23 protein-coding genes and 1 pseudogene are annotated in these 24,719 nt (G+C 53.2%); 15 read left to right on the top strand and 9 right to left on the bottom strand.

From position 1 onward, the window contains the following. Positions 1-621 precede the first annotated feature (621 nt). From LK04_RS14455 to LK04_RS14445, 3 genes are all read left to right on the top strand, one after another. Complete coding sequence (locus LK04_RS14455) at positions 622-1,929, top strand: oligosaccharide flippase family protein (protein ID WP_039333035.1); 1,308 nt, start codon at positions 622-624, stop codon at positions 1,927-1,929. Continuing rightward, positions 1,926-2,921 (top strand): glycosyltransferase family 2 protein, encoded by a 996-nt coding sequence (locus LK04_RS14450; RefSeq protein WP_039333036.1) that lies wholly within the window; start codon positions 1,926-1,928, stop codon positions 2,919-2,921. The genes LK04_RS14455 and LK04_RS14450 overlap by 4 nt, the downstream gene beginning before the upstream one ends. A gap of 482 nt (positions 2,922-3,403) precedes the next feature. Then, positions 3,404-4,693: an HAAAP family serine/threonine permease gene (locus LK04_RS14445; RefSeq protein WP_039333038.1), complete on the top strand. Its 1,290-nt coding sequence runs from the start codon at positions 3,404-3,406 to the stop codon at positions 4,691-4,693. 90 nt (positions 4,694-4,783) lie between these two features. Here LK04_RS14445 and LK04_RS14440 read toward each other — a convergent pair whose 3' ends face one another. The 3 genes from LK04_RS14440 to dbpA form a co-directional block, all read right to left on the bottom strand. Continuing rightward, the gene (locus LK04_RS14440; protein WP_039333040.1) at positions 4,784-6,340 is read right to left on the bottom strand and encodes a methyl-accepting chemotaxis protein; all 1,557 of its coding nucleotides are present in this window, start codon (positions 6,338-6,340) and stop codon (positions 4,784-4,786) included. Positions 6,341-6,657: 317 nt separating this feature from the next. Then, positions 6,658-7,620, bottom strand: coding sequence for a chemotaxis protein (locus LK04_RS14435; RefSeq protein ID WP_039333042.1), 963 nt, complete (start codon positions 7,618-7,620; stop codon positions 6,658-6,660). A gap of 127 nt (positions 7,621-7,747) precedes the next feature. Next, positions 7,748-9,127 (bottom strand): ATP-dependent RNA helicase DbpA, encoded by a 1,380-nt coding sequence (dbpA, locus tag LK04_RS14430; RefSeq protein ID WP_039333071.1) that lies wholly within the window; start codon positions 9,125-9,127, stop codon positions 7,748-7,750. Positions 9,128-9,517: 390 nt separating this feature from the next. On the opposite strand from dbpA, the gene LK04_RS14420 reads away from it, so the two are divergent. Continuing rightward, a complete protein-coding gene (locus LK04_RS14420) occupies positions 9,518-9,715 on the top strand; it encodes a hypothetical protein (RefSeq protein ID WP_039333073.1) in 198 nt (65 codons plus the stop codon). Between the two features lie 76 nt (positions 9,716-9,791). Here LK04_RS14420 and LK04_RS14415 read toward each other — a convergent pair whose 3' ends face one another. Next, positions 9,792-11,159, bottom strand: a complete 1,368-nt coding sequence (locus tag LK04_RS14415; protein ID WP_039333046.1) for an amidohydrolase family protein — start codon at positions 11,157-11,159, stop codon at positions 9,792-9,794. A gap of 89 nt (positions 11,160-11,248) precedes the next feature. Beyond that, a complete protein-coding gene (locus tag LK04_RS14410; protein ID WP_039333048.1) occupies positions 11,249-12,109 on the bottom strand; it encodes a LysR family transcriptional regulator in 861 nt (286 codons plus the stop codon). A gap of 87 nt (positions 12,110-12,196) precedes the next feature. On the opposite strand from LK04_RS14410, the gene LK04_RS14405 reads away from it, so the two are divergent. From LK04_RS14405 to yniD, 6 genes are all read left to right on the top strand, one after another. Then, positions 12,197-13,369, top strand: a complete 1,173-nt coding sequence (locus LK04_RS14405) for a cyanate transporter (RefSeq protein WP_039333050.1) — start codon at positions 12,197-12,199, stop codon at positions 13,367-13,369. Positions 13,370-13,594: 225 nt separating this feature from the next. After that, positions 13,595-15,244 carry an L-lactate permease gene (gene lldP / locus LK04_RS14400; RefSeq protein ID WP_039333052.1) on the top strand — a complete coding sequence of 550 codons (1,650 nt, stop codon included), beginning with the start codon at positions 13,595-13,597 and terminating at the stop codon, positions 15,242-15,244. After that, positions 15,241-16,026 carry a transcriptional regulator LldR gene (gene lldR, locus LK04_RS14395; RefSeq protein ID WP_039333054.1) on the top strand — a complete coding sequence of 262 codons (786 nt, stop codon included), beginning with the start codon at positions 15,241-15,243 and terminating at the stop codon, positions 16,024-16,026. Before lldP ends, lldR begins: the two co-directional genes overlap by 4 nt. After that, positions 16,026-17,216 (top strand): FMN-dependent L-lactate dehydrogenase LldD, encoded by a 1,191-nt coding sequence (gene lldD / locus LK04_RS14390; RefSeq protein WP_039333056.1) that lies wholly within the window; start codon positions 16,026-16,028, stop codon positions 17,214-17,216. The genes lldR and lldD overlap by 1 nt, the downstream gene beginning before the upstream one ends. Positions 17,217-17,277: 61 nt before the next feature. Then, a complete protein-coding gene (locus LK04_RS14385; RefSeq protein ID WP_039333059.1) occupies positions 17,278-17,706 on the top strand; it encodes an OsmC family protein in 429 nt (142 codons plus the stop codon). Between the two features lie 226 nt (positions 17,707-17,932). Next, complete coding sequence (gene yniD / locus LK04_RS20900) at positions 17,933-18,040, top strand: small membrane protein YniD (RefSeq protein ID WP_021507251.1); 108 nt, start codon at positions 17,933-17,935, stop codon at positions 18,038-18,040. 114 nt (positions 18,041-18,154) lie between these two features. On the opposite strand, the gene LK04_RS14375 is transcribed toward yniD, so the two are convergent. Both LK04_RS14375 and LK04_RS20795 read right to left on the bottom strand, forming a co-directional pair. Further along, complete coding sequence (locus LK04_RS14375; protein WP_039333063.1) at positions 18,155-18,388, bottom strand: hypothetical protein; 234 nt, start codon at positions 18,386-18,388, stop codon at positions 18,155-18,157. 111 nt (positions 18,389-18,499) lie between these two features. Beyond that, positions 18,500-18,670: a hypothetical protein gene (locus LK04_RS20795; protein ID WP_007887091.1), complete on the bottom strand. Its 171-nt coding sequence runs from the start codon at positions 18,668-18,670 to the stop codon at positions 18,500-18,502. Between the two features lie 213 nt (positions 18,671-18,883). On the opposite strand from LK04_RS20795, the gene LK04_RS20790 reads away from it, so the two are divergent. The 5 genes and pseudogenes from LK04_RS20790 (at position 18,884) to LK04_RS14355 (ending at position 22,768) form a co-directional block, all read left to right on the top strand. Further along, complete coding sequence (locus LK04_RS20790; protein ID WP_167347694.1) at positions 18,884-19,051, top strand: hypothetical protein; 168 nt, start codon at positions 18,884-18,886, stop codon at positions 19,049-19,051. Positions 19,052-19,287: 236 nt separating this feature from the next. Continuing rightward, on the top strand, positions 19,288-19,596 hold the full coding sequence (locus LK04_RS14370) for a PTS sugar transporter subunit IIB (RefSeq protein WP_039333065.1): 309 nt from the start codon (positions 19,288-19,290) through the stop codon (positions 19,594-19,596). Between the two features lie 89 nt (positions 19,597-19,685). Continuing rightward, positions 19,686-21,002, top strand: a complete 1,317-nt coding sequence (locus LK04_RS14365) for a PTS sugar transporter subunit IIC (RefSeq protein ID WP_039333067.1) — start codon at positions 19,686-19,688, stop codon at positions 21,000-21,002. Then, complete coding sequence (locus LK04_RS14360) at positions 21,003-21,317, top strand: PTS lactose/cellobiose transporter subunit IIA (RefSeq protein ID WP_039333069.1); 315 nt, start codon at positions 21,003-21,005, stop codon at positions 21,315-21,317. Between the two features lie 12 nt (positions 21,318-21,329). Next, positions 21,330-22,768, top strand: a pseudogene (locus LK04_RS14355) (glycoside hydrolase family 1 protein). Positions 22,769-22,925: 157 nt separating this feature from the next. On the opposite strand, the gene LK04_RS14350 reads toward LK04_RS14355, so the two are convergent. Next, positions 22,926-23,939 carry a LacI family DNA-binding transcriptional regulator gene (locus LK04_RS14350; protein ID WP_039335998.1) on the bottom strand — a complete coding sequence of 338 codons (1,014 nt, stop codon included), beginning with the start codon at positions 23,937-23,939 and terminating at the stop codon, positions 22,926-22,928. A gap of 96 nt (positions 23,940-24,035) precedes the next feature. Continuing rightward, positions 24,036-24,683: a CPBP family intramembrane glutamic endopeptidase gene (locus LK04_RS14345; RefSeq protein WP_039336000.1), complete on the bottom strand. Its 648-nt coding sequence runs from the start codon at positions 24,681-24,683 to the stop codon at positions 24,036-24,038. Between the last annotated feature and the right edge of the window lie 36 nt (positions 24,684-24,719).

The following is a 24,719-nucleotide window of genomic DNA, read 5'->3' as shown; positions in this document are numbered from 1 at the left end:
GAGCCCATTGCAGTGCGACTGCGAGAGTCGTACTGGATTAACGCCACTTGCCTTTATGGTTGCGCGAAAGACGCACCGAAATAATTAAAGGGCAGGGCATACAGCAAAAATCGTTAATGTCGTGATGCTCGTTGAGAAGGCCCGTCTTAAGATGCACCTTTTCAGCCCCGGTCGACATTTCTTTCATTTCGTCAGGCATGTATAGCGCGCCATCGCGTTGAACGTGTTGATTAAGAGATGAGTAATTTAATTTAGATTACGCGTTTGGTTGTACGAATGATGAACTGAGCATCGTTAATGTGATGGATCTAACCTATTGATTTTAAACTGTCCCGCTATCGGTGCAGTCAGGCCTCTTTACGCCAAAATAAACGATTGCATGTATTCAGCAAATTGGTAGCTGCAAGCCAGGGGCGGTAGCCTGCTCATTTTAACGTTATGAACTGAATCGATTTGTACAAATTTAATGGCGAAAGTCTTATTTGATTTGAGATTTACTCAGGTGCTTAAGACCATATCTTTACCCCTGAGGAAAGTCCGAAATAGTTTGAAATCCAATGTTAAGCCGCATGCAAGAGAATGGCATGGTCGCTTATCAATGAATCTCACTGAGGTTGTTCTGTGAAAAATAAATTAAAAAATTCGATGTGGATGATTGCTGAGAAGTTGATCGCGGTATTCGGCCTGATTTTTGTCACCTCCTATGTGGCGAAATATGTTGGCCCTACCACGTTCGGCATTATCTCACTCTCCATGCTGGTGTTTCAGTTTATTCAATCCATTGCGGTGATGGGCAGCGATGTGATTCTGCTCAAACGCATTTCGCAAAATCATCATTCAGGTATTCGCCTGATGATGGCGACCTTTCTGCTGGTAATGCTGATTTATTGCGGCTTAGCCATCAGCGGCATGGTGATCATGGGCGAAGAGTGGAGTCGTGAAGCTCTGGTGTTTATCTGTGCAGCGGCGATTGCCTGCCTGTTTTCATCGCTCGACCTCGTGAACATTTACAACGAGGCGATGCTGAATGCGCGGCTTAACGTGATTGCCAATGTCATCGGTCTCGCTATCAGCCTGACGGTGCGTTTCTTTATTTCCTGGTTCCAACTGGATCCCCAATTCCTGGCGATACCGATTGTACTCGCCACGCTACTGCCGTTCAGCATCAAACTGGCCATCTTCCTGCGCTATCACCGCCAGGTGCCAATTCCTGCGCTGCGCCATATCAAAAAGTATTCACGCTACATGGTGGCATCGGGTGTTTCACTGGTGTTCTCAGTGATTGCGATTGCGATTTACACCCGCGTCAATCAACTCAGCGTCTCTTACTTTCTCGGCGTGAAAGAGGCTGGAATTTTCGCGGTGGCGATGACGCTGTCCACAGCATGGGTGTTTTTACCCAATGCGCTGCTGGCTTCATTCTTCCCGGCATTCTTTGCTGAGCGCGATGATGAGCAATCGATTATCAAAGCGCAAAAACTCCATCTGCTGGTATTGGGGGTGTCGGCGGTCGTCATCATGGCGATCTGGCAACTCTCGGGTTGGTTTATTCGCGATTTCTACGGTGAAGCCTATCTCGATGCCGTTGCGCCAACGTTATTGCTCAGCGTGGGTGCGATGTGCGGTGTGCTCAGCAGTTTGATGGACCGTTTTATTATTAAGTACAACGGCTATCGATTCTTAGTCAAAAAGACCTTTGCTGTATTAATTATCTGCCTGGCATCCTCTTTTTTATTGGTGCCTTATTTCGGTTTAACCGGTGCCGCAATGAGTGTGGTATTAACCGAATTCGTTTCATTCTCGCTGCTTAATTATTTCTTTTCTGCGCAACCCGTTATGCGTATTCACCAGATTTTCTTCAACCCCAGGAAGTTATGGCTGTTATTTATCAATTACAAAACCTCAGACAGTAAAGAGAGTTTATCATGAATGAAAAACCACTATTTAGTATTATCATTCCCGTCTATAACGCACAAAAAACCATAAAGCGCACGTTGCTTAGTGTACTTAAACAGACCTATAGCAATTATGAAGTTGTGGTGGTTAATGATGGCAGCACGGATTCCAGTCAGCAAATCTTAGCCGGTTTTTCATCTTACTCGCAGGTGAAGGTGATTGATCAAATCAATGCCGGGGTGAGTGCAGCACGCAATAATGGGCTGCAGCAAGCCTGTGGCGAGTATGTGTTATTCCTGGATGCTGATGATTGGGTAGATGATAACTTCCTGATGATCTTCAAACAGAATCTGGATGCGTGGCCCGCGGAATCGGTTGACTTGATGGTCGGCAACCTTAATGACAACCGGGTAGGGAAAGTCTCGCAAGCGGGTTTTTTCAGCAACGAGGATATTCCCTATGTGCTTGGGGAACTGGAAATGAGCGATAATATTGGTTATTTGCACAACAAATGTTATCGCCGCCAGATTCTGAGTGATTATGATCTGCGTTTCATGGAGGGAATCTCTATGAGTGAGGATCTGCTATTTAATTTGAAGTTTTTTAGCTGTATCAGTAATTTCCTGGTGACGCCGGGTGCCGCTTATCACTATGAGGATGTGGCGGGTTCACTCTCTAAGCGGAAGGTGCAATACAGCGAATTGAAAGTCAGAAAGCAGTTTCTGACGGCGTTATATGACTCGATTGTGGAAAAATATCAGGGCAGCGATCTCGATTATTTTCTTAAAGGCATTTCTAAACGCGTTCTGGCGTTGGATATGCAAATCGTGACGGCGATGTATCATTCATCTTTTTCACCTGCCGATATCGCGCAGGAAATTAATGAAATCAAGCGAGGTAAATACTCAAAAGGTATTTTTATTTTGCTCAATAAAAATGAAAAGTTGAAGTACATGATTATGAATTTAAATACTATCACAGCGTACTATTTCCTTTATGCCCTCTACAGGATGCGCGCATTCTGATTTGAAATTCCCCCGGTATTCTTCTCTGCTATTGTCTGCGGCTGTTATTCCTTCTGGAACACGCGGAGCGATGATGGGTCCAGAGGCGAGTTACCGGGGGAGTTTCACCTTTCCTGGCGTCTTACACGCCTGAGTTTTGTAGGGTGCGGCCTTTAGGCCGCCCGCCGCCCCCTTTCCTCCCTTAGTTGCTTTCGGGCGCGTCAAGGCTCGCCCCTACCGGCTAACCGTCGTTGTCTTCTTGCACTCTCTCCCGCTCTCAGGTCAAATAGCGCCCATGCAAACGATTGCGTGCGTGTTTTGTGCATATTCGTATATTAAATAGCCACTTCGCGCATTTTTGGTGCCTTTGTGATGGATGTCTTGCGTTGAAGCAACCTTAATCAGGCAAAAACGGGTAGCATGTGCGCGGTCGTACTATTGGCATGTTTGGCAGCTGTCGTTCCGGCTGCATTTTGATAAAGCATTAAATTCTGGAGAGACAGATGGACAACTCACAAACCGTTGCCCAAGGTACGGTTGAGGTCAGTGCAACGGGCTGGCGCAAGAGTGATACGGTGTGGATGCTGGGCTTGTACGGCACGGCTATTGGTGCAGGCGTATTATTCCTGCCCATCAATGCGGGCGCGGGTGGGTTAATTCCGCTGATTTTAATGACCATCCTTGCGTTCCCGATGACCTTCTATGCACACCGTGCACTGGCGCGTTTTGTGCTCTCTGGTAAGAATCCCGGTGAAGACATTACGGAAGTGGTGGAAGAACACTTTGGTGTAGGCGCAGGGAAAATCATCACCTTGCTCTATTTCTTCGCTATTTTCCCGATCCTGTTGATGTACAGCGTCGCGATAACCAACACGGTTGACAGTTTTATCGTGCATCAACTTGGCATGGTGTCGCCGCCGCGCGCCGTGCTGTCGTTAATTTTGATCATCGGTATGATGACCGTAGTACGTTTTGGCGAACAGATGATCGTCAAAGCGATGAGCGTGCTGGTGTTCCCGTTTGTGGCAGTGTTGATGTTACTGGCGGCTTATCTGGTGCCACACTGGCACGGTGCAGCGTTGGAAACCCTCTCTTTCAGCCACAATAACAGCGGTAGCAGCATCTGGATGACGCTGTGGCTGGCGATTCCGGTCATGGTATTCTCCTTTAACCACTCACCGATTATCTCCTCGTTCGCGGTGGCGAAGCGTGAAGAGTATGGTGCAGGTGCAGAGAAAAAATGTTCGCGCATACTTGCCAGCGCCCATCTGATGATGGTGGTGACGGTGATGTTCTTTGTCTTCAGCTGCGTATTGAGCTTGTCGCCGGCAGATTTGCAGGCAGCGAAGGACCAGAACATCACCATTCTTTCCTATCTGGCTAACCACTTTAACGTGCCGATGATTGCCTGGATGGGGCCGATTGTCGCGATGGTCGCCATCACCAAATCGTTCCTCGGACACTACCTGGGCGCGCGTGAAGGCTTCAACGGCATTGTGGTGAAATCACTGCGCAGCCGTGGCAAAAGTGTCACGCCGCAGCGTTTGAACCGTGTTACCACCGGCTTTATGTTGCTCACGACCTGGCTGGTTGCGACCTGGAATCCGAGTATTCTCGGCATGATTGAGACTCTGGGCGGCCCGATCATTGCGATGATTCTGTTCCTGATGCCGATGTATGCCATCCAAAAAGTCCCGGCAATGCGTCAGTACAGCGGGAAGATCAGTAACGTCTTTGTGGTGATTGTCGGTTTGTTAGCGATTTCGTCGATTGCGTATTCGCTGATGAGCTAATCATGTTGGCCAGGTGCGCATCAATGCGCACCTTACAAAAATCACTGCCGAAATAGGGTCGCCATTGATGGCGACCTGACCGCAATAAAATTACACCGCTGCCGTCTTAAACACACTCATTGACTGCGCCAGACGATCGGCCTGTTCCTGCAATGCCTGAGAAGCGGCAGACGCTTCCTGCACCAGCGCGGCGTTCTGCTGTGTCACCGCTTCCATCTGGGTAATCGCCAGATTGATCTCACTGATACCACTGCTCTGTTCGCTGCTGGCGATGGTAATCTCACTCATGATGTCTGCCACGCTTTTCACACTATTGACCACTTCGCCAATGGTTGAGCCAGCATGCGTCACCAGACGGCTACCTTCATCCACTTTCGCCACGGAATCTTCAATCAACACTTTAATCTCTTTCGCAGCGGAGGCTGAACGTTGTGCCAGGTTACGCACTTCGGTGGCAACCACCGCAAAACCACGACCCTGTTCACCCGCACGGGCGGCTTCAACTGCGGCATTTAGTGACAGAATGTTGGTCTGGAAGGCGATAGAGTCGATCACGCTGATGATGTCGACAATCTTCTTCGAGGAGAGGGTAATGGCTTCCATCTTCTCAATCACCTGTTCCATCACCACGCCGCCTTCTTTCGCGACAGTGGAGGTGGTGGCGACCAACTGATTAGCTTCACGCGCATTATCGGCATTGTGCTTCACAGTGGCGGTCATCTGCTCCATCGCCGAGGCGGTCTCTTCCAGTGAACTAGCCTGTTGTTCGGTGCGGGAAGAGAGATCGATGTTGCCGCTGGAAATCTGATTGGAAGCCACGGCAATGGTGTCCGAACCGGCGCGGACATTGGAGACAATGGTCAGCAGATTGTCATTCATCGCCTGCAGTGCCTGCATCAATACTGCAGTTTCGTCTTTCCCGCTGACTTCAATGTGTGAACTGAGGTCGCCTGCTGCCACTTTTCCGGCAATTTCTACCGCTTCATTCAGTGGGCGAACAATCGAACGGGTCAGCATAAAGCCAAGCAGTACTGAGGCGGCAATCGCGATGGCAGAGAAGATCAAGGTGATTTCAATCGCGGTGGAGCCATCATCAATAATGCCGGAACCTTCTTTACGCAGCTGGTCTGACTGAGAATTGGCAAAAGCGACCGCGCTGTCGAGATAGGTATTCTGCGTACTGGTGATTTTTTTCAGTACAAAGGTGCTGGCCTCTTCCAGTTTGCCAGCGCGTACCAGATCCAGCACTTCATTCTTCTGTTGTTCGAACAACTGGCTGGCAGCCAGTAGACCGGCGATTTTCTTTTTACCAATCTCAGTCACCTGAATCGCTTCGATCTTTTTCATCGCGCTGTTGGTGCGTTCAGTGGCTTCATCCAACTGCTTAAAGCGCTGCACATTGTATTCTGGACGTAGGGTATCGATCACCATGCCACGCAGATACTTGATCTGATCGTTGACGCCATCACGCACATCAAAACCAAGACGCACCTTCACATAGCGATCTTCCACAATAGAGGTGATGCCATTTTTGATGTTGTTGATTTTCATAATCGACGTCACGCCGACTACGCCTAACAGTGCCACAACCAAACCAAAAGCAATCCCTAAACGGACGCCCACTTTCATATTCTTTAAGCTCAACATTGGTTCTCCCCGTAATGCCAAAATGTGTTGTTTTCAAAATGGAAAAGCAGGCGTGCAGCCTGCATCAGGTTGATGTTTTATATAGTAAAAATACTTTACCAGCGTGATTAGTCTGGTATGGCAGCGCCGGTGTCAGCGCTATCAGTTATCGGTTGTTAATGTTTTAACTTTAATTTTTTAGAGTTGGGTCACAAATTCGTTAGATTTGTTAACGATTTGATCATGATGAAGGGGCATCCTTCAGGCCGCCCGTAAAATCAGTAGGCATAAAAAAAGGCGCGAATCATCGCGCCTTGGGGAGTCGTGCAGGTTAGAAATTAACGCTTCTTCTCCAGCACACGATGAATCACGCTCGACAGCTCGTTAATCTCAAACTTCGCGACATAGCCATCCGCGCCGACCTTGCGTACATGATCCTCGTTGGCGCTGCCGGAAAGTGACGAGTGAATCACCACCGGAATCTGGCGCAGGGTTTCATCGCGTTTTATATTGCGCGTCAGAGTAAAGCCATCCATCTCTGGCATTTCCAGATCGGTCAACACCAAGGCGATCTTGTCGTGAATTGATTCGCCAGCAGCCGCCGCTTCTTTCTGCATGTCGTTGATTTTTATCCAGGCTTCAAGGCCCGTGTTGTGCATGATAGCTGGTATGCCCATGCTTTTCAGGCCCTGCTCCAGTAACTGACGCGCCACTTTGGAGTCCTCTGCCACGATCGCGACCTGGCCAGGTTTGAGATTGAAATTTTTAGCCGTTTCTTCGCTTGGCTCGACACCGCGTACAGAAGGAATGATGTCATACAGAATTTGTTCAACGTCCAGCACCAGCGCCAGATTGTTGCTCTCACCGTCGGTATCGAGGCAGGCAATACTGGTGATGTTGCGGCTGCCAATACCGGCTTCAGCGGTGTGCACCTGGTTCCAGTCAAGACGGACAATGTTCTCAACCGATTCCACCGCAAAGGCTTGGGTGCTGCGGGCGTATTCAGTGACCAACAGCAAGTTAAGACCGGTTTCCGGTTTACAGCCGGTTACCGCAGGCAGATCGATCACCGGGATAAACTGGCCGCGAATGCTGGCCATGCCGAGAAGCGGAGATTGCATGCCTGCGGCACGGGTGATGGTGGGCATCGGTACGATTTCGCGCAGTTTAAACACGTTAATACCGTACAGCTCAGATTTGCCTTTCAGCTGATCGGAACCCAGGCGGAACAGCAGCAGTTCGAATTTATTGGAAAGCGCAAGGTTGGCGCGTTCATCGATCTCTTTCTGAAAATTATCCATCATGGCCTCAAGCAGAATCTGGGCGGGGTAAAGGGGCAATGATTAACTTATCGGCAGCGGGGAAAAAAAATGAAGGGGGAAGGGCAGAAAATTTAGTGCGAGGACGGATGCCCTCGCGCAATAACATTTACTTCAGCAAAATGGCACGCACGCTTTTGCCTTTGATCTTGCCTTCTTTCAACTTGATCAGCGCTTTCTTCGCCTGCGAGGCATCGATCGCCACATAAGCATGGGTCTGAGTCAGGTCGATCTTACCGATCTGATCGCCACTGAAACCCGCTTCGCCGGTCAGCGCGCCCAAAATATCGCCGGGACGAATTTTGGCTTTGCGGCCACCATCAATACACAGAGTCATCATGGCGGCGGGCAGTGCCTGTGCGGCTTTGCCTTTCAGTGTCGCGGAGGAGACCCAGTTCAGTTTTTGGCTCAGATACTCTTCCAGCGCATTGGCGCGGGCCATTTCATCCTGGGCAACGAAGCTCACCGCCATGCCTTTCTCACCTGCACGGCCGGTACGACCAATACGGTGAATATGCACTTCGGGGTCCCACGCCAGCTGGAAATTCACCACTAAGGCCAGCGATTTAATATCCAGCCCGCGAGCCGCCACATCGGTGGCGATCAGCACACGGATACTGCCATTCGCGAAGCGGATCAGGACGCGCTCACGATCTCGCTGCTCCAGATCGCCATGCAGTGCCAGGGCACTGATTTGACGATCGTTTAGCGCAGCGGCGATGTCATCACATTCACGCTTAGTGTTGCAGAACACCACGCAGGATGCCGGTTGATGCTGGCTGAGCAGGGCGCTTAACAGGTTGCCTCGCTCATGGGCGCTGGCTTCAATAAACTGCTGTTCGATGGCAGGCAGTTCCGCTTTATCTTCCGTGGCGACGGCCAGGGCATCGCGCTGAAAACGCTGGCTGAGGCTGGCAATGGTGTCCGGCCAGGTGGCAGAGAACAGCAGCGTCTGGCGGGTGACAGGCGTGAAACCGATGATCGCTTCCATATCATCACGGAAACCCATCTCCAGCATGCGATCGGCTTCATCCAGCACTAGCGTTTGCAATGCATTGAGATCGAGATTGTCACGCTTGAGGTGATCCAGGATACGACCCGGCGTGCCGACCACGATATGAGGAGCGTGCACCAGTGAATCCCTTTGCGCACTCATCGGTTGCCCACCGCAGAGGGTCAGAATTTTGATGTTGCGGGTAAACCGTGCCAGCTGACGCAGCACATTACTGACCTGATCGGCCAGTTCACGCGTGGGGCATAACACCAGCGCCTGAGTCTGGAAGCGGCTGATATCAATGCGTTGCAGCAACCCGATACCAAAGGCGGCCGTTTTGCCGCTGCCGGTTTTCGCCTGCGCACGGACATCACGCCCTTCAAGAATGGCGGGCAGAGAAGCGGCCTGAATTGGCGTCATGGCGTCGAAACCCATCTCGCGCAGGTTGTCGAGTTGGCTGGCTGGGAGTTGCGTCAGGGTAGAAAAAGCGGTCACGGGAATGTCTCGAATAGCGGTCAGGATTGCGGCGGTCAGTCTGGCAGAAAGGGGCGGCATCGGCAATGCAAATTGCGTTATTGGTAACCCATGGAAACCGATTAGCAGTGCAATCGATTGTGGTTTTTTTAAGCGACAATAGGTGTAATGTTTTAATCAATTTCATGTGGTCATCAAAAAAGGTTGATGAGGTTAAAAAGCCTTTCTTGATAAAAAAGGTGCAATTAGCGTTAATAAAAGGACTATATAACGTCGAATTGGCGCCTTTTTCGCCCATGTTACGCTTATGTGTCACTTAAGATGGGTAAAATTCCGATTAAAATAACCCACCGCTTTGCTTTATATTTAGCGCGCCATTTGGCAAACAATAATACATTCAGAGGTCTGACTTTGAGTCATTACGTCCAGGGACAGAACGAAGACATTCTGAAAATCGTCGGCCGCGCCGTGTTAACGCTGCATCTGCATGGAGAGACCTTATCATCTGATAAAGTCAGTTCCATGATTGCCTGCTACGCGGAAGAAGAGCCTGTTAGCGACGATGAAAACCAGCGCTTATATGCGCTGGCCATTCAGATGTTATCGTAAATCCAGCCACTCGCATGGGGCGCGTGTCGCCCATGTCTTACGCTCATAAAGCCTCCTTCAGGAGGCTTTTTTGCTTTTAGGCACTGAACACCGGCGTGCCATTATGGAAAGTGGCGCGCACCGGTGAGATGCGGGCCACGGCTTCGGCAGAACAGCTCGCCTCAACCAGCATCATACTGGCTTCGTCCTGCACCTTGGGCCACTGGCGTTCGCCCTGATTCGATAGTGGCAAAATGCCGCCGGTGGCGATGTGTAGCGCGCGGCTCAGGCCAAACTCATCGGAACCGCGATAGAGTTGAGCGTACAGGTTGGCTTTCTCCAGCATGCTGCCGGTGCCAAACGGTGACCAGTGATCGATGACGCTGTCGGTGCCGGTCATCACCGTGATGCCCGCCGCCTGCAGTTGCGGCAGTGGCATGGTCAGTTTGCCGATCGGTATGGTGGAAGCCACGCTCATCTGCTGCTCGGCCATACCTGCAATCATCTTATCCAACGCTTTGCCTTCCAGCGTACCCAGCGCAAAACCATGGCTGAGTGTCACTTTGCCTTTCAGCTGAGGGTTTTTGGCGATGGTGTCGACCATGTATTGAATCGCTGCCACGCCCGATGGAGCGGTTTCGTGCAGGTGGATATCGACACCGCGATTAAAATCCAGCGCGATCTGGAACATCGCGTCCAACGAGGCCTGCATGGCGCCATCGACGTTGGTGGGGTCCAGCCCACCAACATACTGCACGCCCATCTGCATGGCTTCGCGCATCAAACCATCGACCTTCGAGTGCAGCAAGCCGTGCTGTGGGAACGCTACGATCTCGCAGGGGAACTCAGGGTGATTAGCCAGTGCCAGTTTTAAGTGCTCAAGGCTTTGCAGGCCGCTGACCGGATCGATATTGCAATGGCTGCGCGCTTCCGTGGTGCCTTTGCTGTGCAGCAGGCCAATCAGGGCTTCGGCGCGCGCTTGGGAAGTGGGTAACAATTGCGGTATCAGGACCTGCTCGCGGGCAATCATATCCATGATGGTTTTGCCCTGGCGCGGGCGCGGTGCTTCCCACGGCCCACTGTAAAAGGTCTTGTCCAGATGAATATGCATATCGCGAGTGCGTGGCAGCAATAGTGCGCCGTTGGCATCCCATTGCGGGATAGCGCTGTTACGCGCTTTGCTGGCGGCATCAATGGCGGCGAATTTGCCGTCTTTTATGGTGATGTCATACAGCGCGGTGTGCGTGGCGATAATGTCGTTACCGTCGCGCTCAAAGCCCTCTTCGAGGCGAACGTTGAGGATTTGGTAATGGGAAACGCGAGGGGGTGGCGTGTGTACCTGAGGTACGGCGGTTGAACCTGTTTGTGCGGCCGCGCTCATACCGGCAGCTAACAGGCTACCGGCGGCTGTGAGGCGCACACCCTGGCTGATAAAATCGCGACGGCTGGGAGAAGTGAGAGGCATCAGAGGCTCCAGTCAATAAAGAAAAAGCTAATCTGGCAAAACCTGGGCCGCTGCGCTGCGATATTTCCCACTGCTGAACAGTGGAAAAATCACTGCCAGGTCAAATGGCAAAACTCAACGAGTGCGGCTGCGAGCGATTGCTGAAGGTCGTCCTGCGGTGAGCGACAGAACAGCGCCAGCTCGAAATGATTAACCGGTGGCAAACCATCGGACTCATCAAGCACACGATGACCTGGAAGGCGACAGCTGGCGGGCAGCAACGTCAAGCCCAGTCCGGCGGCACTGGCGCTGGCGAGCGCGACTAAACTGGCACTGCTGTAGCTGATGCGCCAGCTGCGGCCCAGCGTATCCAGCGTCTGGCACATCTCCTCGCGATACAGCCCCAGTTGCGGAAACACCACCAAAGGCACCGGCGTTTGCTCAAAGCAGGGATGTTCGGCGCTATCCAGCCACAGCAGTGGCTCCGGGCGCGAGGCGAGGGGGCGTTCACCACCAGGCTGCTTGATCAGCATGATATCCAGCTCTTCACGCTGCCAGGCGCGATAGAGATCAACATACATCCCGCTCATTACATCGAGGCGCAGTTGCGGATGTTCACGGCTGAACTGCGCCAGCAGCCCCGCGGTGGGTGCGGCAAAATCTTCTGGTACGCCCAGGCGCATGACGCCGTCGCGCCATTTATCGCTCAGCACATCATGTGCTTCACCGTTAAGAGCAATAATACGGCGAGCATAGCCGAGCAGCTTTTCTCCTTCTTCCGTCAGCACAACCTGATGCGAAGTGCGTTCCAGTAGTGCTTTGCCGATCATCTCCTCCAGCCGGCGAACCTGCTGGCTGACGGTGGATTGCGACAGGTGCACTCGCTCGGCGGCGCGGGTAAAGCTGGCCGTTTCGCACACGGCAACAAAACTCAGCAGTTGCTGCGGGGTAAACATCGGCTGGCGATTCATTTTTCCACTGTTCACTATGGTGTTATTTCATTTCCAAATAGTATCGATTGCTGCGACCCTGACAACCTATTTTCAGCAGGATTGTGTATGAATCGACATTATTACGGACTAACACTCGGCGCTTTAGTGCTCGCTGGGCTGAATATGCGTCCGTTTCTCACTTCTCTTAGCCCATTACTCGGTCAGTTGCGTCAGGTTATGGAGCTCTCTTCACTGGCCGCGTCTTTGTTACCCGCCATACCGATGATGATGATGGGGGCAGTGGCGTTAGCCGGTGCGTCTCTGATGCAGCGTTTTCCTCTCCAGCGGTTATTGATTGCCGGTCTGGCTTTGCTGTTTGTCGCACTGATGGCACGCAGCAGCATTCAAACGGGCAGAGAGTTAGTGATCAGTGCGCTGTTCGCCGGCCTTGGGGTGGGCGTTGTGCAGATGGTGATGCCGGGGTTGATCCGCCAGCGCTTTGCAAAACACAGTGCAGCAATCACCGGATTATGGGCAGGCGCGCTGATGGGCGGCGGTGGGTTGGGGGCGGCGCTCTCACCCTGGCTGAGCGCGCATTTTGGCTGGGAGAGTGCGCTGTCTGGCTGGGCATTCCCGGCCATACTGGCAATGGCGCTGTGGTTAACCGTGCACGTTCCTGCGGCGCAAAATGTGGAAAAAATCACACTGCCTGCGCTGTGGCGCAAACCCCGCGCCTGGTCACTGGCGTTGAGCTTTGGCTTGGTGAATGGGGGCTATGCGACCTGTGTCGCCTGGTTGCCGGATGCCTATCATCATCTGGGCTGGTCAGCACAGGCGGGTGGTTCACTGTTGGGGGCGATGATCCTGTGTCAGGTGGCGGGTGCGCTGCTAATGCCACTGCTGGCGCGTAAGGCGGATCGTCGACCTCAGTTGATTATCAGTCTGGTTTGCCAGTTGGTGGGCATGTGCGGATTCCTGTTTGCACCGCTGCTGGCACCCTGGTTGTGGGCGGCGATTGCCGGTTTCGGCCTCGGCGCTGCATTTCCTCTTGCCATGGTACTGGCGCTGGATCATTTACCGCATCCCCAGGCTGGTGCGCGTCTGGTGGCGTTTATGCAGGGAGCTGGCTTTATTATCGCGGGTTGCATGCCGTTTATCGCTGGGCAGTTGCAGGCATTGACCGGCAGTTTTAACAGCGTGTGGATGATGCAAGGTGCGGTAACGCTCGGACTGATCGTGCTCAACCTGCGTTTTCATCCCCACAGTTATGGTCGGGCTTTTGGTCAGACAGTATGCTGATTGGTCCTACCAAATGAATTGAAATGTTGCCGCATCGTCACATAACACGAATAATCACGCCATCTCCGTTGCTTTAGGTTAACAATACATTAACCATCTGGCACCAGAAAGCCCCGCACTGCATATTGGTCCTACCAATCTCAGTGAGCAGAAGGGCAAGACCTGCGGCGCAAACCTGCATTGCCGTTGCGCCGTACTCATCTGGTAACCTCTGGAGAAAATGGCATGCTGGTGTGGCAACAAAACTACGATCCGCTCAACAATCTGTGGCTTTCCAGCCTGGTGGCGGTGATCCCCATCGTATTCTTCTTTTTCGCCCTGATTAAGCTCAAGCTGAAAGGCTATCAGGCGGGAACCGCTACGGTTGCCATTGCGCTGTTGGTGGCGCTGTTCCTGTATGGCATGCCGTTGGGCCAGGCGCTGGCCTCCGTGGTTTATGGTTTTCTGTATGGTCTGTGGCCGATTGCGTGGATCATCGTGGCGGCGGTGTTTGTCTATAAAATCTCGGTAAAGACCGGCCAGTTCGACATCATCCGCGCCTCCATCCTGTCGATCACGCCGGATCAGCGCCTGCAAATGCTGATTGTTGGCTTCTCATTCGGTGCCTTCCTGGAAGGGGCGGCGGGCTTTGGTGCGCCGGTCGCGATCACCGCTGCGCTGTTGGTGGGATTGGGCTTCAATCCGCTGTATGCGGCGGGTCTGTGCCTAATCGTTAATACCGCGCCGGTGGCATTTGGCGCAATGGGGATTCCGATCATTGTCGCGGGTCAGGTCACCGGACTCGATAGCTTCCAGATCGGCCAGATGGCCGGTCGCCAACTGCCGTTTCTCACCATCATCGTACTGTTCTGGATCATGGCCATCATGGATGGCTGGCGCGGGATTAAAGAGACCTGGCCTGCGGTAATCGTGGCCGGTGGTTCCTTTGCTATTGCGCAGTTCCTGAGTTCAAACTTTCTCGGTCCAGAACTGCCGGATATCATTTCGTCGCTGGCTTCACTGATCTGTCTGACGCTATTCCTGCGTCGCTGGAAGCCGGTACGTATTTTCCGTTTTGATGAGAAAACAGCGGTCGACCCCACACAAACGCCTCAGCGTTACACGTTGGGCCAGATTGTGCGGGCGTGGATGCCATTCCTGTTCCTCACCGCCACCGTTACCCTGTGGAGCATCCCGCCGTTTAAGGCGCTGTTTGCCAAAGGCGGCGCGATGTATGACTGGGTATTCAGCGTACCTGTGCCGTTGCTGCATGAGTTAGTGGCGCGTATGCCGCCAGTGGTGAGTGCCGCCACGCCGTATCCGGCAATTTTCAAATTCGACGTGCTGTCAGCCACCGGTACCGCTATTTTGGTGGCGGCGATATTGTCGGTGATATGGCTGCGTATGAAACCCGCTGCGGCGATCCAGACTTTCGCCGAAACGCTGAGGGAGTTAGCGCTGCCGATTTACTCGATTGGTATGGTGCTGGCGTTTGCCTTTATCTCTAACTATTCCGGTTTGTCTGCCACACTGGCATTAGCGCTGGCGCACACCGGTAATGCCTTTACCTTCTTCTCCCCGTTCCTCGGCTGGTTGGGCGTGTTCCTCACCGGATCTGATACCTCTTCAAATGCGCTGTTTGCTGCGTTGCAGGCCACCACCGCGCAACAGATTGGCGTATCCGATGTGCTGCTGGTGGCGGCGAACACCACCGGCGGTGTGACCGGAAAAATGATTTCGCCACAGTCGATCGCGATTGCCTGTGCCGCCGTAGGGTTGGTCGGCAAGGAATCGGATCTATTCCGCTTTACCGTCAAACACAGCCTGATTTTCACCTGCATGGTGGGCGTTATCACCACGCTTCAGGCCTATGTTTTAACCTGGATGATTCCATGACAGAAAACACGCCGCGCTTAGCGGATACGCTGCGGGCGCGATTGCGCGCCTGGATTGACGAACACCAACTGGAGCCCGGCATGCGCTTGCCGGCCGAGCGCCAGCTGGCAGCGGAGTTCGGGGTATCGCGCTCGTCGTTGCGAGAGGCGATCCAGCAGTTAATCAGCAGCGGCGTGTTGATCAGTAAACGCGGGGGCGGCACCTGGCTGTGCGAACCGCAGGAACCCTGGTCGGAACAGCGTATTGTCGAGCCGATTCGCCAACTGCTGGCTGACGATCCTGATTACCGCTGGGACATTCTGGAAGCACGCCACGCCATCGAAGCCAGTACCGCCTGGCATGCCGCTCTGCGTGCCACCGAAGCCGACAAAGAGAAGCTGCGCCTGGCTTTTGACGCGCTGTTAAAAATGCACGACTGCGACGATCCCGACCTCGCCGCGCAGGCGGATCTGCGCTTCCATCTCGCTATCGCGGAAGCCTCACACAATGTCGTGCTGCTGCAAACCATGCGCGGCTTTTTTGACCTGTTGCAGTCTTCAGTACTGCATAGCCGCCAGCGTATGTATACCCAGCCGGTGATTTTTAATCGCCTTAATGAACAGCATCAGGCGATGTTCGATGCGGTGATGGCCGGTGATGCCGAAGCGGCCCGTCAGGCGGCGATGGATCACCTTGGCTTTGTGCACACCACGTTGAAATCGCTCCATGAAGATGAAGCGCGGCAGGCGCGTATTACCCGTCTGCCGGGCGAGTCCCCGGATAATCGTAAGGAAAAAAACTGATGATCATATCTGCAGCCAGTGACTACCGCGCCGCGGCGCAACGCATCCTGCCGCCGTTTTTGTTTCACTATCTTGATGGTGGTGCTTACGCCGAGCACACCTTAAAGCGCAATGTGTCAGATCTTTCGGACGTGGCGCTGCGCCAGCGCGTGCTGAAAAACATGTCCGATCTCAGCCTGGAAACCAAGCTGTTTAATGAAACGCTGTCGATGCCGGTGGCGCTGGCACCCGTGGGGTTGTGCGGTATGTACGCACGTCGGGGGGAAGTGCAGGCGGCGCGTGCGGCGGCGTTGAAAGGCATTCCGTTCACGCTGTCCACCGTCTCACTGTGCCCAATTGAAGAGGTGGCACCGGCTATCAACCGTCCTATGTGGTTCCAGCTCTACGTGTTGCGCGACCGTGGCTTTATGCGGAATGCGCTGGAACGCGCCAAAGCGGCCGGGTGCTCTACGCTGGTGTTCACGGTGGATATGCCTACGCCCGGCGCACGCTATCGCGATGCACACTCGGGCATGAGCGGTCCAAATGCCGCGATGCGTCGATACTGGCAAGCCGTTACGCATCCACAGTGGGCGTGGGATGTCGGTTTACACGGGCGTCCGCACGATCTGGGGAATATCTCCGCTTATCTCGGCAAACCCACCGGACTGGAAGATTACATCGGGTGGCTGGCGAATAACTTTGATCCTTCCATCTCATGGAAAGATCTGGAGTGGATCCGCGAGTTCTGGGATGGCCCGATGGTTATTAAAGGGATTCTGGATCCGGAAGATGCCCGTGATGCGGTGCGCTTTGGTGCGGACGGCATTGTGGTCTCTAACCATGGCGGACGTCAGTTGGACGGTGTGCTCTCTTCTGCACGTGCATTACCGGCGATTGCCGATGCAGTGAAGGGCGATATCGCCATTCTGGCGGACAGCGGCATCCGCAACGGTTTAGATGTGGTGCGTATGATCGCCCTCGGTGCTGACACCGTGCTGCTGGGACGCGCCTTTATTTATGCGTTAGCCACGCACGGCCAGCGCGGCGTCGAGAACCTGCTAAATCTGATCGAGAAAGAGATGAAAGTGGCGATGACGCTGACCGGCGCGAAGACCATTGCTGAGATCACGCGCGATTCGCTGGTGCAGGCGAATGCATTGTTGAGTGAAGCGGGACTGAGTCCAGCACGCCCGCGTGCGGTGAGCTGAAAAAGCAAAAGGAGTGGTCTTGTCTATACTGAATACCTGTCTAACTAACAGGAGGAATGACATGACCATTCATAAGAAAGGATCGGCCCATTGGGAAGGCGATATCAAAGGAAAAGGTACAGTGAGTACGGAAAGCGGCGTGCTGAGCAATCAGCCTTACGGTTTCAATACCCGCTTCGAAGGTGAAAAGGGGACTAACCCGGAAGAGCTGATCGGTGCAGCACACGCAGCGTGCTTCTCCATGGCGTTGTCACTGATGCTCGGTCAGGCTGGCCATCCTCCGAAAAGTATCGATACCACGGCGGATGTCTCGCTGGATAAAAAGGGCGAAGGTTTTGCCATAACCAAAATCGCGCTCACCAGTACCATCGCGCTACCGGGCATTGAGAGCGCGAAATTTGATGAGATTATTCAAAAAGCCAAAGCGGGTTGCCCTGTCTCTCAAGTGCTGAATGCAGAAATCAGTCTGGATTATACGCTGAATAATTAGTCGCCCTTACGAGTTACCAGCGCTATACCCTTCATACTTCAAGTTTCAGGTGCGTTGGCTACGTGCATTCACCCCAGTCACTTACTACAGTAAGCTCCTGAGGATTCATGCACTTGCCGCCTTCCTGAACCAAAAGTAGGCCCCATGAGGGGACTCGAATTATTTTGGGTATATAATAGCGATGCGCCTCAGGGCGCATCGTTGCTTTCTGCCGTCTGGAGGATGCGTGGCAAAAAAACTGGCTGCGACAAAACACTGGAAGATGATTGTGGTGCTGCTGTGCATCTGCGGCGCGCTGATGCTGATTCGCTGGGCTGCGATGATATGGGGCTAAAAGATTGGGTATGCCGCCATAAGCTCGGGGTATTAGTGATGGTGATTTTGGTACTGGAAGGCGTGCACTATCTGTTAACGGCGTCATGGCTGCCGTGGCAGCTGGGCTAATCCATTACGCGTATTCGTTGTCCGGCTGACGAACGTTACGCACGCTGCTGCGCGCAATGCGATACGCCTTGCGTGGGTCTCCCGCCACGAACTCAAAAGTGGGCGAGTAGTAGAATGGCAACCAGCCGCCGAAGCCGCTTTCCCACTCCCACCGCACCGGGCAGGGCCAGAGAATGCCATCATACAAAATGTAATAAACCCAACGTCCGTTTGGACGACGGGGGCGAGTAGTCTTCATGGGATTCACAACGATAATAGTGTAAAGCAGCTTATATTTTGGACGCGATACGCCAATGTTGCAATGCCGTTTGGCTTATTTTTTGTACAACATAAATAAAATGGCACCGAATTAACGGTGCACTTCACCGCACAGCAGGACCACATTAGGCCGCACTTTATGGATACGGTCGGCCATCTGTTCACAGGCCACTTTGGTTGGGTAGATGCGTTCTGACACCGGCAAAGCGTCACAGGCATCGTGTCCACACGCGCTCACTAACAACACAAAACCAATCAGCATGATCGGACTCCTTTAACACGTTCCTGATGGTACGGAATCGGTGGCTGTTTGTTCCTTTTTTTGATCCAGTATAGCCAAACGCAACGGGAGTCAATTATCTCCTTGAGCGGCTTTCTGTTTTGAGCGCTGAGATTATACCCAACCGGACGCGCATCATCAGTACGATCTGGGCTAAACTGTGCGGCCCTGACAAAAATGATGAGTGAGTAACCGATGTCGAACGAAATTGCCCATCCGGACAGCAGCCCGAAACAAGCCGCGCTGCAACTGGTAATTGAGCTGGTACGTGCCGGAAAATTAAGCCCGCTGCATGGCGATGCTTCCAACATGATTTCAATCTACGAGCAGTTCAAAGCCCATTTCGAGGCAGAGAAGGCGTAACGCAGCTCGTTCCCACTCCTTCCTGTGGCGGCGCGATTTATCGCGCACGCGAATAATGGCGTATAGCCTCTCCGGTATTCGCCATTCATTGCGCCGCTACACTATTAAATTCCCATTTATTTTTCCCTTCTGAGTTTTGATATTTCTCACAGTTCCTGTAACCAAATCTGAAACCGGTTGCAGAAAATCTTTGCTGTGTGTATTCGTTAATTAAACCCCACATGGAGGATTGAACAATGCCAAAGATTTTACTGTGCTGTGCCGCTGGGATGTCTACCAGCATGGTGGTGCAGAAGATGGAGAAAGCCGCCAAAGCGCAAGGTGTAGAAGTGGAGATAAAAGCCGTTGGTATTGAAGAGTTTAATGAACAAATTGCTCACTATGATTGCTGCCTGTTAGGGCCACAAATCAAATACAAGCTCGCTGATTTTCAACCGCTGGCTCAGCAATTAAATAAGCCAATATCCGTCATAAATAGCATGGATTACGGCATGATGAATGGCGAGAAAATATTAAATGATTCTCTAAAAATGATTCACGCCTGATCGTTAAACTGCAACAAAAAATAATAGTCATCGCCTGCGACTCAGTGCGCAGGCTTATTCTCTGTTTGCCTGATGCAAGGAGCTCGCGTATGAGCAGCATAAGCGAATCAGTATTTGGTGTGATTGAAAACCGTATTAGCCCACTCGCAGGGCGGCTCTCCAGCCAGCGTCATGTGATCGCCATCCGTGATGGCTTTATCGCTTCCATGCCTTTCCTGATCGTCGGCTCATTTATGCTGCTGTTTGCCCATCCGCCTTTCTCTGCTGACAGCTCATGGGCGTTCGCGCAGTGGTGGCTCGGTATGGTGCAAGCGCATGAAGAGCAGATCATGATGCCGTACAACATGACCATGGGCATTATGGCGCTCTACATCGCCAGCGCTATCGCCTACAACCTCGCCACCAGTTACAAGATGAACGGTTTCATGGCTGCCAGCCTGTCACTGATGGCGTTTCTGGTGGTCGCAGCACCGCAAAGCGGTAAAACCTTGCCAGTGGGATCGCTGGGTGGTGAGGGCATTTTCACCGCCATCCTGGTGGCGCTGTTTGCCACTGAGTTAATGCACTTCCTGCAGAAGCACAACATCGGCTTCAAACTACCGGAGCAGGTGCCACCGAAAATCCGTCAGTCCTTTGATTTGCTGATCCCGATTATTGCCATTTTCATCACGCTGTTTCCGCTCAGCTTATGGGTGCAGGCCCAGTTCGGCATGCTGCTGCCCCAAGCGATCATGGCGATTTTCGCCCCCATTATCTCCGCCTCTGATTCGCTGCCTGCGGTGCTGGTGGCAGTGTTGCTGTGCCATATGTTGTGGTTTGCCGGTATCCATGGCGCGGTGATTGTCGGCGGTATCTTGCAGGCATTCTGGCTGACCAACCTTGGCCTTAACCAGCAGGAACTGAACGCGGGCCAGCCTATCACTCATGTCTTTATCGAGCCGTTCTGGCAGTTCTTTATCGTGATTGGCGGTTCGGGTTCAACCATGGGCCTGGTGCTGCTTTACCTGCGCAGTCAATCTGCGCATCTGCGTTCGATTGGCAAACTCAGCATTGTGCCCAGCATGTTCAACATCAACGAACCGGTGATTTTTGGTTCGCCGGTGGTGATGAATCCCATTCTGTTTATCCCGTTTATCTGCGCGCCACTGGTCAATGCGGTGATTGCCTGGACGGCCACCAAAACACACCTGATCAATCACGTGATCTCACTGGCACCCTGGACGACACCCGCACCGATTGGTGCCGCCTGGTCTACCGGCTGGGACTGGCGTGTGATCGTGCTGATCGCGGTGCTGGTGGCGATTGCCACCCTGATCTACTACCCGTTTTTCAAAATGTACGAGCGCCAGTTGTTGCAACAGGAGTTGGAGCAAAGCGCCACCGCACAACCGATTAAGGAGTCATAAATGGAGATTGATGAGAGCACGGTAATGGAGCTGATCATTCAGGCGGGCGAAGCGCGCTCGTGTTCCATGGAAGCGCTACGCGCGGCGCGCAAACAAGATTGGGCACGAGCCGATGCGATGTTAACCGACGCCACAGCGGCAGCTAAGGCCGCGCACCGCATTCAGACCAAATTGATTGGCGCTGACGAGGGCTGCGGCAAAATTCCCGTGAACCTGATCATGGTACACGCGCAGGATCACTTAATGAACGCCATGCTGTGTCGTGAGTTGGCGGAGGAAATTATCCAACTGCGGCGCGAACTGGCCGCACGTTAACAGGAGATAGACATGCAACATCCAACATTGGGCGCGTTTCCTGACGGTTTTCTCTGGGGCGCATCCACCTCAGCTTATCAGGTTGAAGGCGCATGGAACGAGGATGGCAAAGGGCCCTCGGTGATTGATAAAGCTCAGTTCCATCAAGATATTACCGACTTCACCGTCACCAGCGATCACTATCATCGTTTTAAACAGGATATCGCGCTATTGGCGGAGCTGGGATTAAAGACTTACCGCTTCTCGATTGCCTGGAGTCGTCTCTACCCTGAGGGCGATGGTGAGCTTAACGCTGCGGGCGCCGCCTTTTATCAGCAGTTGATTGATGAGATCTGCCGGCACGGTATCGAACCGTTGGTGACACTTTATCACTTTGATTTGCCGTGGGCGTTGCAACAGCAAGGCGGCTGGTCCAATCGTCGTACCGTGGCGGCGTTTGAACGTTTTGCTATCACCTGTTTCGAGCAGTATGGCAAACAGGTGAAATACTGGCTGACGATTAACGAACAGAACATGATGATTTTAAAGGGCGAGGTGATTGGCACATTGCCGCCCGGCACAGCGGATCCGCAGAAAACGCTGTATCAGCAAAACCATCACATGATGCTGGCGCAAGCCAAAGCAATAATTGCCTGCCATCAGCGATTACCCCATGCGAAAATTGGCCCAGCACCAAATATCTCCTGCATCTATGCGGCCAGCTCAAGGCCTGAAGATGTGCTGGCGGCCGACAACTTCTCGGCGATCCGTAACTGGCTGTATCTCGATCTGGCGGTGCACGGGCGTTACAACCACGTGGTGTGGGCCTTCCTGCAGCAGCGTGGCTGGTTGCCGACGATTGAAGCCGATGATATGGCGGTAATTGCCGCCGGGAAGCCGGATTTTATCGCCTTCAACTACTATGCATCAGCCACCGTGAGCGCCGATATGCCTGACGTGGACCGAGGTGAACTCAACAGTAAACAACGCGCCGATCAGCAGATGGCTGGCATTGATAAATCGGTATATGTCGGTTGCAACAATCCGCATCTCAAACAGAATCAGTTTGGCTGGTATATCGACCCGGTGGGGTTCCGCATTACTGCCCGGCAAATTTATGCTCGCTATGCACTGCCGCTGGTGTGACGGAAAACGGCTTAGGTGCTTTCGATACCTTAGAAGCGGGCAATAAGGTGTATGACGATTACCGCATCACCTATCTGCGTGAGCACATTGCGCAGCTACGGCTGGCGATTGCGGATGGTGTTGAGCTGTTTGGCTATTGTCCGTGGTCAGCGATTGATCTGGTGAGTACGCATCAGGGCATTAGCAAGCGGTATGGCTTTATTTACGTTAACCGCGATGAGCATGATTTGAAGGATCTGGCGCGTTATCGCAAGAAAAGCTTCTTCTGGTACCAGCAGTTGATTCGCAGTAACGGCGCAACATTAGAGCAGCAAGTGGAGTACTAAACGTAGCGGCGTCATGGCCTCAGACAATGTGCCCTTTTTGACAACACGTACTGACGTTGATGAGCAGGCTGGGGCTGCACCGGGGCAGGCGTCCGTAGCGCTGAACGGAGCAAGTCTGTCAGGAGAGCCCGCAGGACGCGGGCGAAAGGTGGCGCCGTTATAAATACGGGCCATCCGCCACGGAAGCGCGCTCAATCAACCGGCCGCTGAACGGGGGCAGGGGATGGATCGCTTCCCCCTCCAGCATCGCCACTAACTGCGCCAGGGTGTGCTGAATCATCTCGGCAACCGGCACATGCACGGTGGTCAGCGGTGGCAGGAAAAATTCGGCCATGCGGATATCATCAAATCCCATCAGCGATACATCCTGCGGCAGCCTCTTACCCGCAGCATTCAGCGCCAGCGCGGCGCCTATCGCCATATCATCATTACTCGCCATCAGCGCGCTAAAAGAGATACCCGCTGCCAGCAACTGCTGTGCCGCCTGTTGGCCGCTGTTCGGCGTCCATGCGCCAGCTATCACGCGCGCGGGATCAGGCACTAATCCATGCTGCGCTAATGCCTGCTGATATCCAGCCAGGCGCGCGGCGGCAGTCGGCGAACCCGGCAAACCCGTGATAAAGGCAATCTCACGATGGCCGCGCGCAATCAAATAACTCACGGCATCAAAGGTGTTCTGCTGATGCGTCGCCCACACGCAGTGGTCGGCATGACGTTGTAGCTGGCGATTGACCACCATAATAGGAACATCGTGCTGTTCAATAATGGCTTCCAGCGCGGCGGTATCGAGGAATCGTGGGTAGATAATGATGGCGTCGCAACGCAAATCGAGCAGAAACTCAATTGCCGCCCGTTCGTCATCAGCGGAGGTTTTACCATCGGCCAGAATCAGCTGGCGGCCATAGTTATTGGTTAAAGTCGCGGCCTGGTAGAGCAATTCGCTGAAGTAGGGACCGTTAAACAGAGAGTGCGTGACGATCAAGCCAATATTCTGCGACTTTTGCGTCGCCAGGCTGCGTGCCAGTAGATTGGGCCGATAACCCGTCTCCTCAATAGCCTGGAACACTTTCTGCTGCGTGGTTTTGCTAACATAACGATTGCCCGCCAACACGCGTGACACGGTCGCTTTGGAGACACCGGCCTTTCGGGCCACATCCAGCATGGTAATCATCGACTTTCCAGACCATCAATCCATATCGCATAAACAGCGATACTACCTGAAAGCACTGAAAAAATTGATGAGAACGTTAACAAACAGTGAGCAAGATCAGGCGTAAAACCAGGCGGGCAGGATAGCGATCAGGTTATTGAGGGTATGCAGAAAGATCGGCAGCGCCAGGCTGTTGCTGCGCAAACGCGCATAGCATAACAGCAGCGAGAACAGCGTCAGTGCCACGATGGTTTCCCAGTGCACATACTGGGTATGCATGGCGGCGAACAGCAGCGAGGTGAGTAACATGCAGGCGAAGCGGCTTTTCGGGGCCCACAGCAGAAATCCTTGCAGCAGGAAGCCACGGAACAACACTTCTTCAAACACCGGCGCCAATAATACGGCAGTCAGCAGCAGAATCAGCATAGAGCTGCGGCCCTGCTGGCTTTGCGCAATCAACCACCCTTCGGGCTGTAAGAATTGTGTTTGCGCCACCATCAACGCCACCAAGGCGCCGACAAAAAGCAGCGCCTGACCGGGGCGCAAATACCCTAGCGGAATATCCGTACGGCGCTGGCAGTAGAAACGGTACAGCGGATAAATCACGGCAAATTCAAACAGGCAGAGCACCGGCACCAGCAAACCGTTATTACGCAGCGCCCCGTAGTTGGGAAACAGCGTAATCAGCATGGTCACGATGTAATACACCACAAAGCTGGCAGCGTAGAACAGCGTCAACGTAACCTTGTCGGATTGGGTGTCCATAGTCGGCTCAATGGGCAGAAGAAAGCGCATAGTAGC

Source organism: Pantoea vagans (assembly GCF_001506165.1).
Classification (GTDB): domain Bacteria; phylum Pseudomonadota; class Gammaproteobacteria; order Enterobacterales; family Enterobacteriaceae; genus Pantoea; species Pantoea vagans_C.
The sequence above is the reverse complement of the archived record's forward strand: the minus strand, read 5'-3'. Positions and strand labels throughout refer to the sequence as shown.

Excerpts from the sequence above, each read along its gene's own strand:
- LK04_RS14435 (WP_039333042.1), bottom strand. The coding sequence starts at position 7,620 with ATGGATAATTTTCAGAAAGAGATCGATGAACGCGCCAACCTTGCGCTT.
- lldD (WP_039333056.1), top strand. The coding sequence starts at position 16,026 with ATGATCATATCTGCAGCCAGTGACTACCGCGCCGCGGCGCAACGCATC.
- LK04_RS14350 (WP_039335998.1), bottom strand. The coding sequence starts at position 23,939 with ATGATTACCATGCTGGATGTGGCCCGAAAGGCCGGTGTCTCCAAAGCG.
- LK04_RS14345 (WP_039336000.1), bottom strand. The coding sequence starts at position 24,683 with ATGGACACCCAATCCGACAAGGTTACGTTGACGCTGTTCTACGCTGCC.
- LK04_RS14445 (WP_039333038.1), top strand. The coding sequence starts at position 3,404 with ATGGACAACTCACAAACCGTTGCCCAAGGTACGGTTGAGGTCAGTGCA.
- LK04_RS14410 (WP_039333048.1), bottom strand. The coding sequence starts at position 12,109 with ATGAATCGCCAGCCGATGTTTACCCCGCAGCAACTGCTGAGTTTTGTT.
- LK04_RS14365 (WP_039333067.1), top strand. The coding sequence starts at position 19,686 with ATGAGCAGCATAAGCGAATCAGTATTTGGTGTGATTGAAAACCGTATT.
- lldR (WP_039333054.1), top strand. The coding sequence starts at position 15,241 with ATGACAGAAAACACGCCGCGCTTAGCGGATACGCTGCGGGCGCGATTG.
- lldP (WP_039333052.1), top strand. The coding sequence starts at position 13,595 with ATGCTGGTGTGGCAACAAAACTACGATCCGCTCAACAATCTGTGGCTT.
- LK04_RS14360 (WP_039333069.1), top strand. The coding sequence starts at position 21,003 with ATGGAGATTGATGAGAGCACGGTAATGGAGCTGATCATTCAGGCGGGC.
- LK04_RS20795 (WP_007887091.1), bottom strand. The coding sequence starts at position 18,670 with ATGCTGATTGGTTTTGTGTTGTTAGTGAGCGCGTGTGGACACGATGCC.
- LK04_RS14370 (WP_039333065.1), top strand. The coding sequence starts at position 19,288 with ATGCCAAAGATTTTACTGTGCTGTGCCGCTGGGATGTCTACCAGCATG.
- LK04_RS14375 (WP_039333063.1), bottom strand. The coding sequence starts at position 18,388 with ATGAAGACTACTCGCCCCCGTCGTCCAAACGGACGTTGGGTTTATTAC.
- LK04_RS14440 (WP_039333040.1), bottom strand. The coding sequence starts at position 6,340 with ATGTTGAGCTTAAAGAATATGAAAGTGGGCGTCCGTTTAGGGATTGCT.
- LK04_RS14405 (WP_039333050.1), top strand. The coding sequence starts at position 12,197 with ATGAATCGACATTATTACGGACTAACACTCGGCGCTTTAGTGCTCGCT.
- LK04_RS14415 (WP_039333046.1), bottom strand. The coding sequence starts at position 11,159 with ATGCCTCTCACTTCTCCCAGCCGTCGCGATTTTATCAGCCAGGGTGTG.
- LK04_RS14385 (WP_039333059.1), top strand. The coding sequence starts at position 17,278 with ATGACCATTCATAAGAAAGGATCGGCCCATTGGGAAGGCGATATCAAA.
- LK04_RS20790 (WP_167347694.1), top strand. The coding sequence starts at position 18,884 with ATGTCGAACGAAATTGCCCATCCGGACAGCAGCCCGAAACAAGCCGCG.
- LK04_RS14450 (WP_039333036.1), top strand. The coding sequence starts at position 1,926 with ATGAATGAAAAACCACTATTTAGTATTATCATTCCCGTCTATAACGCA.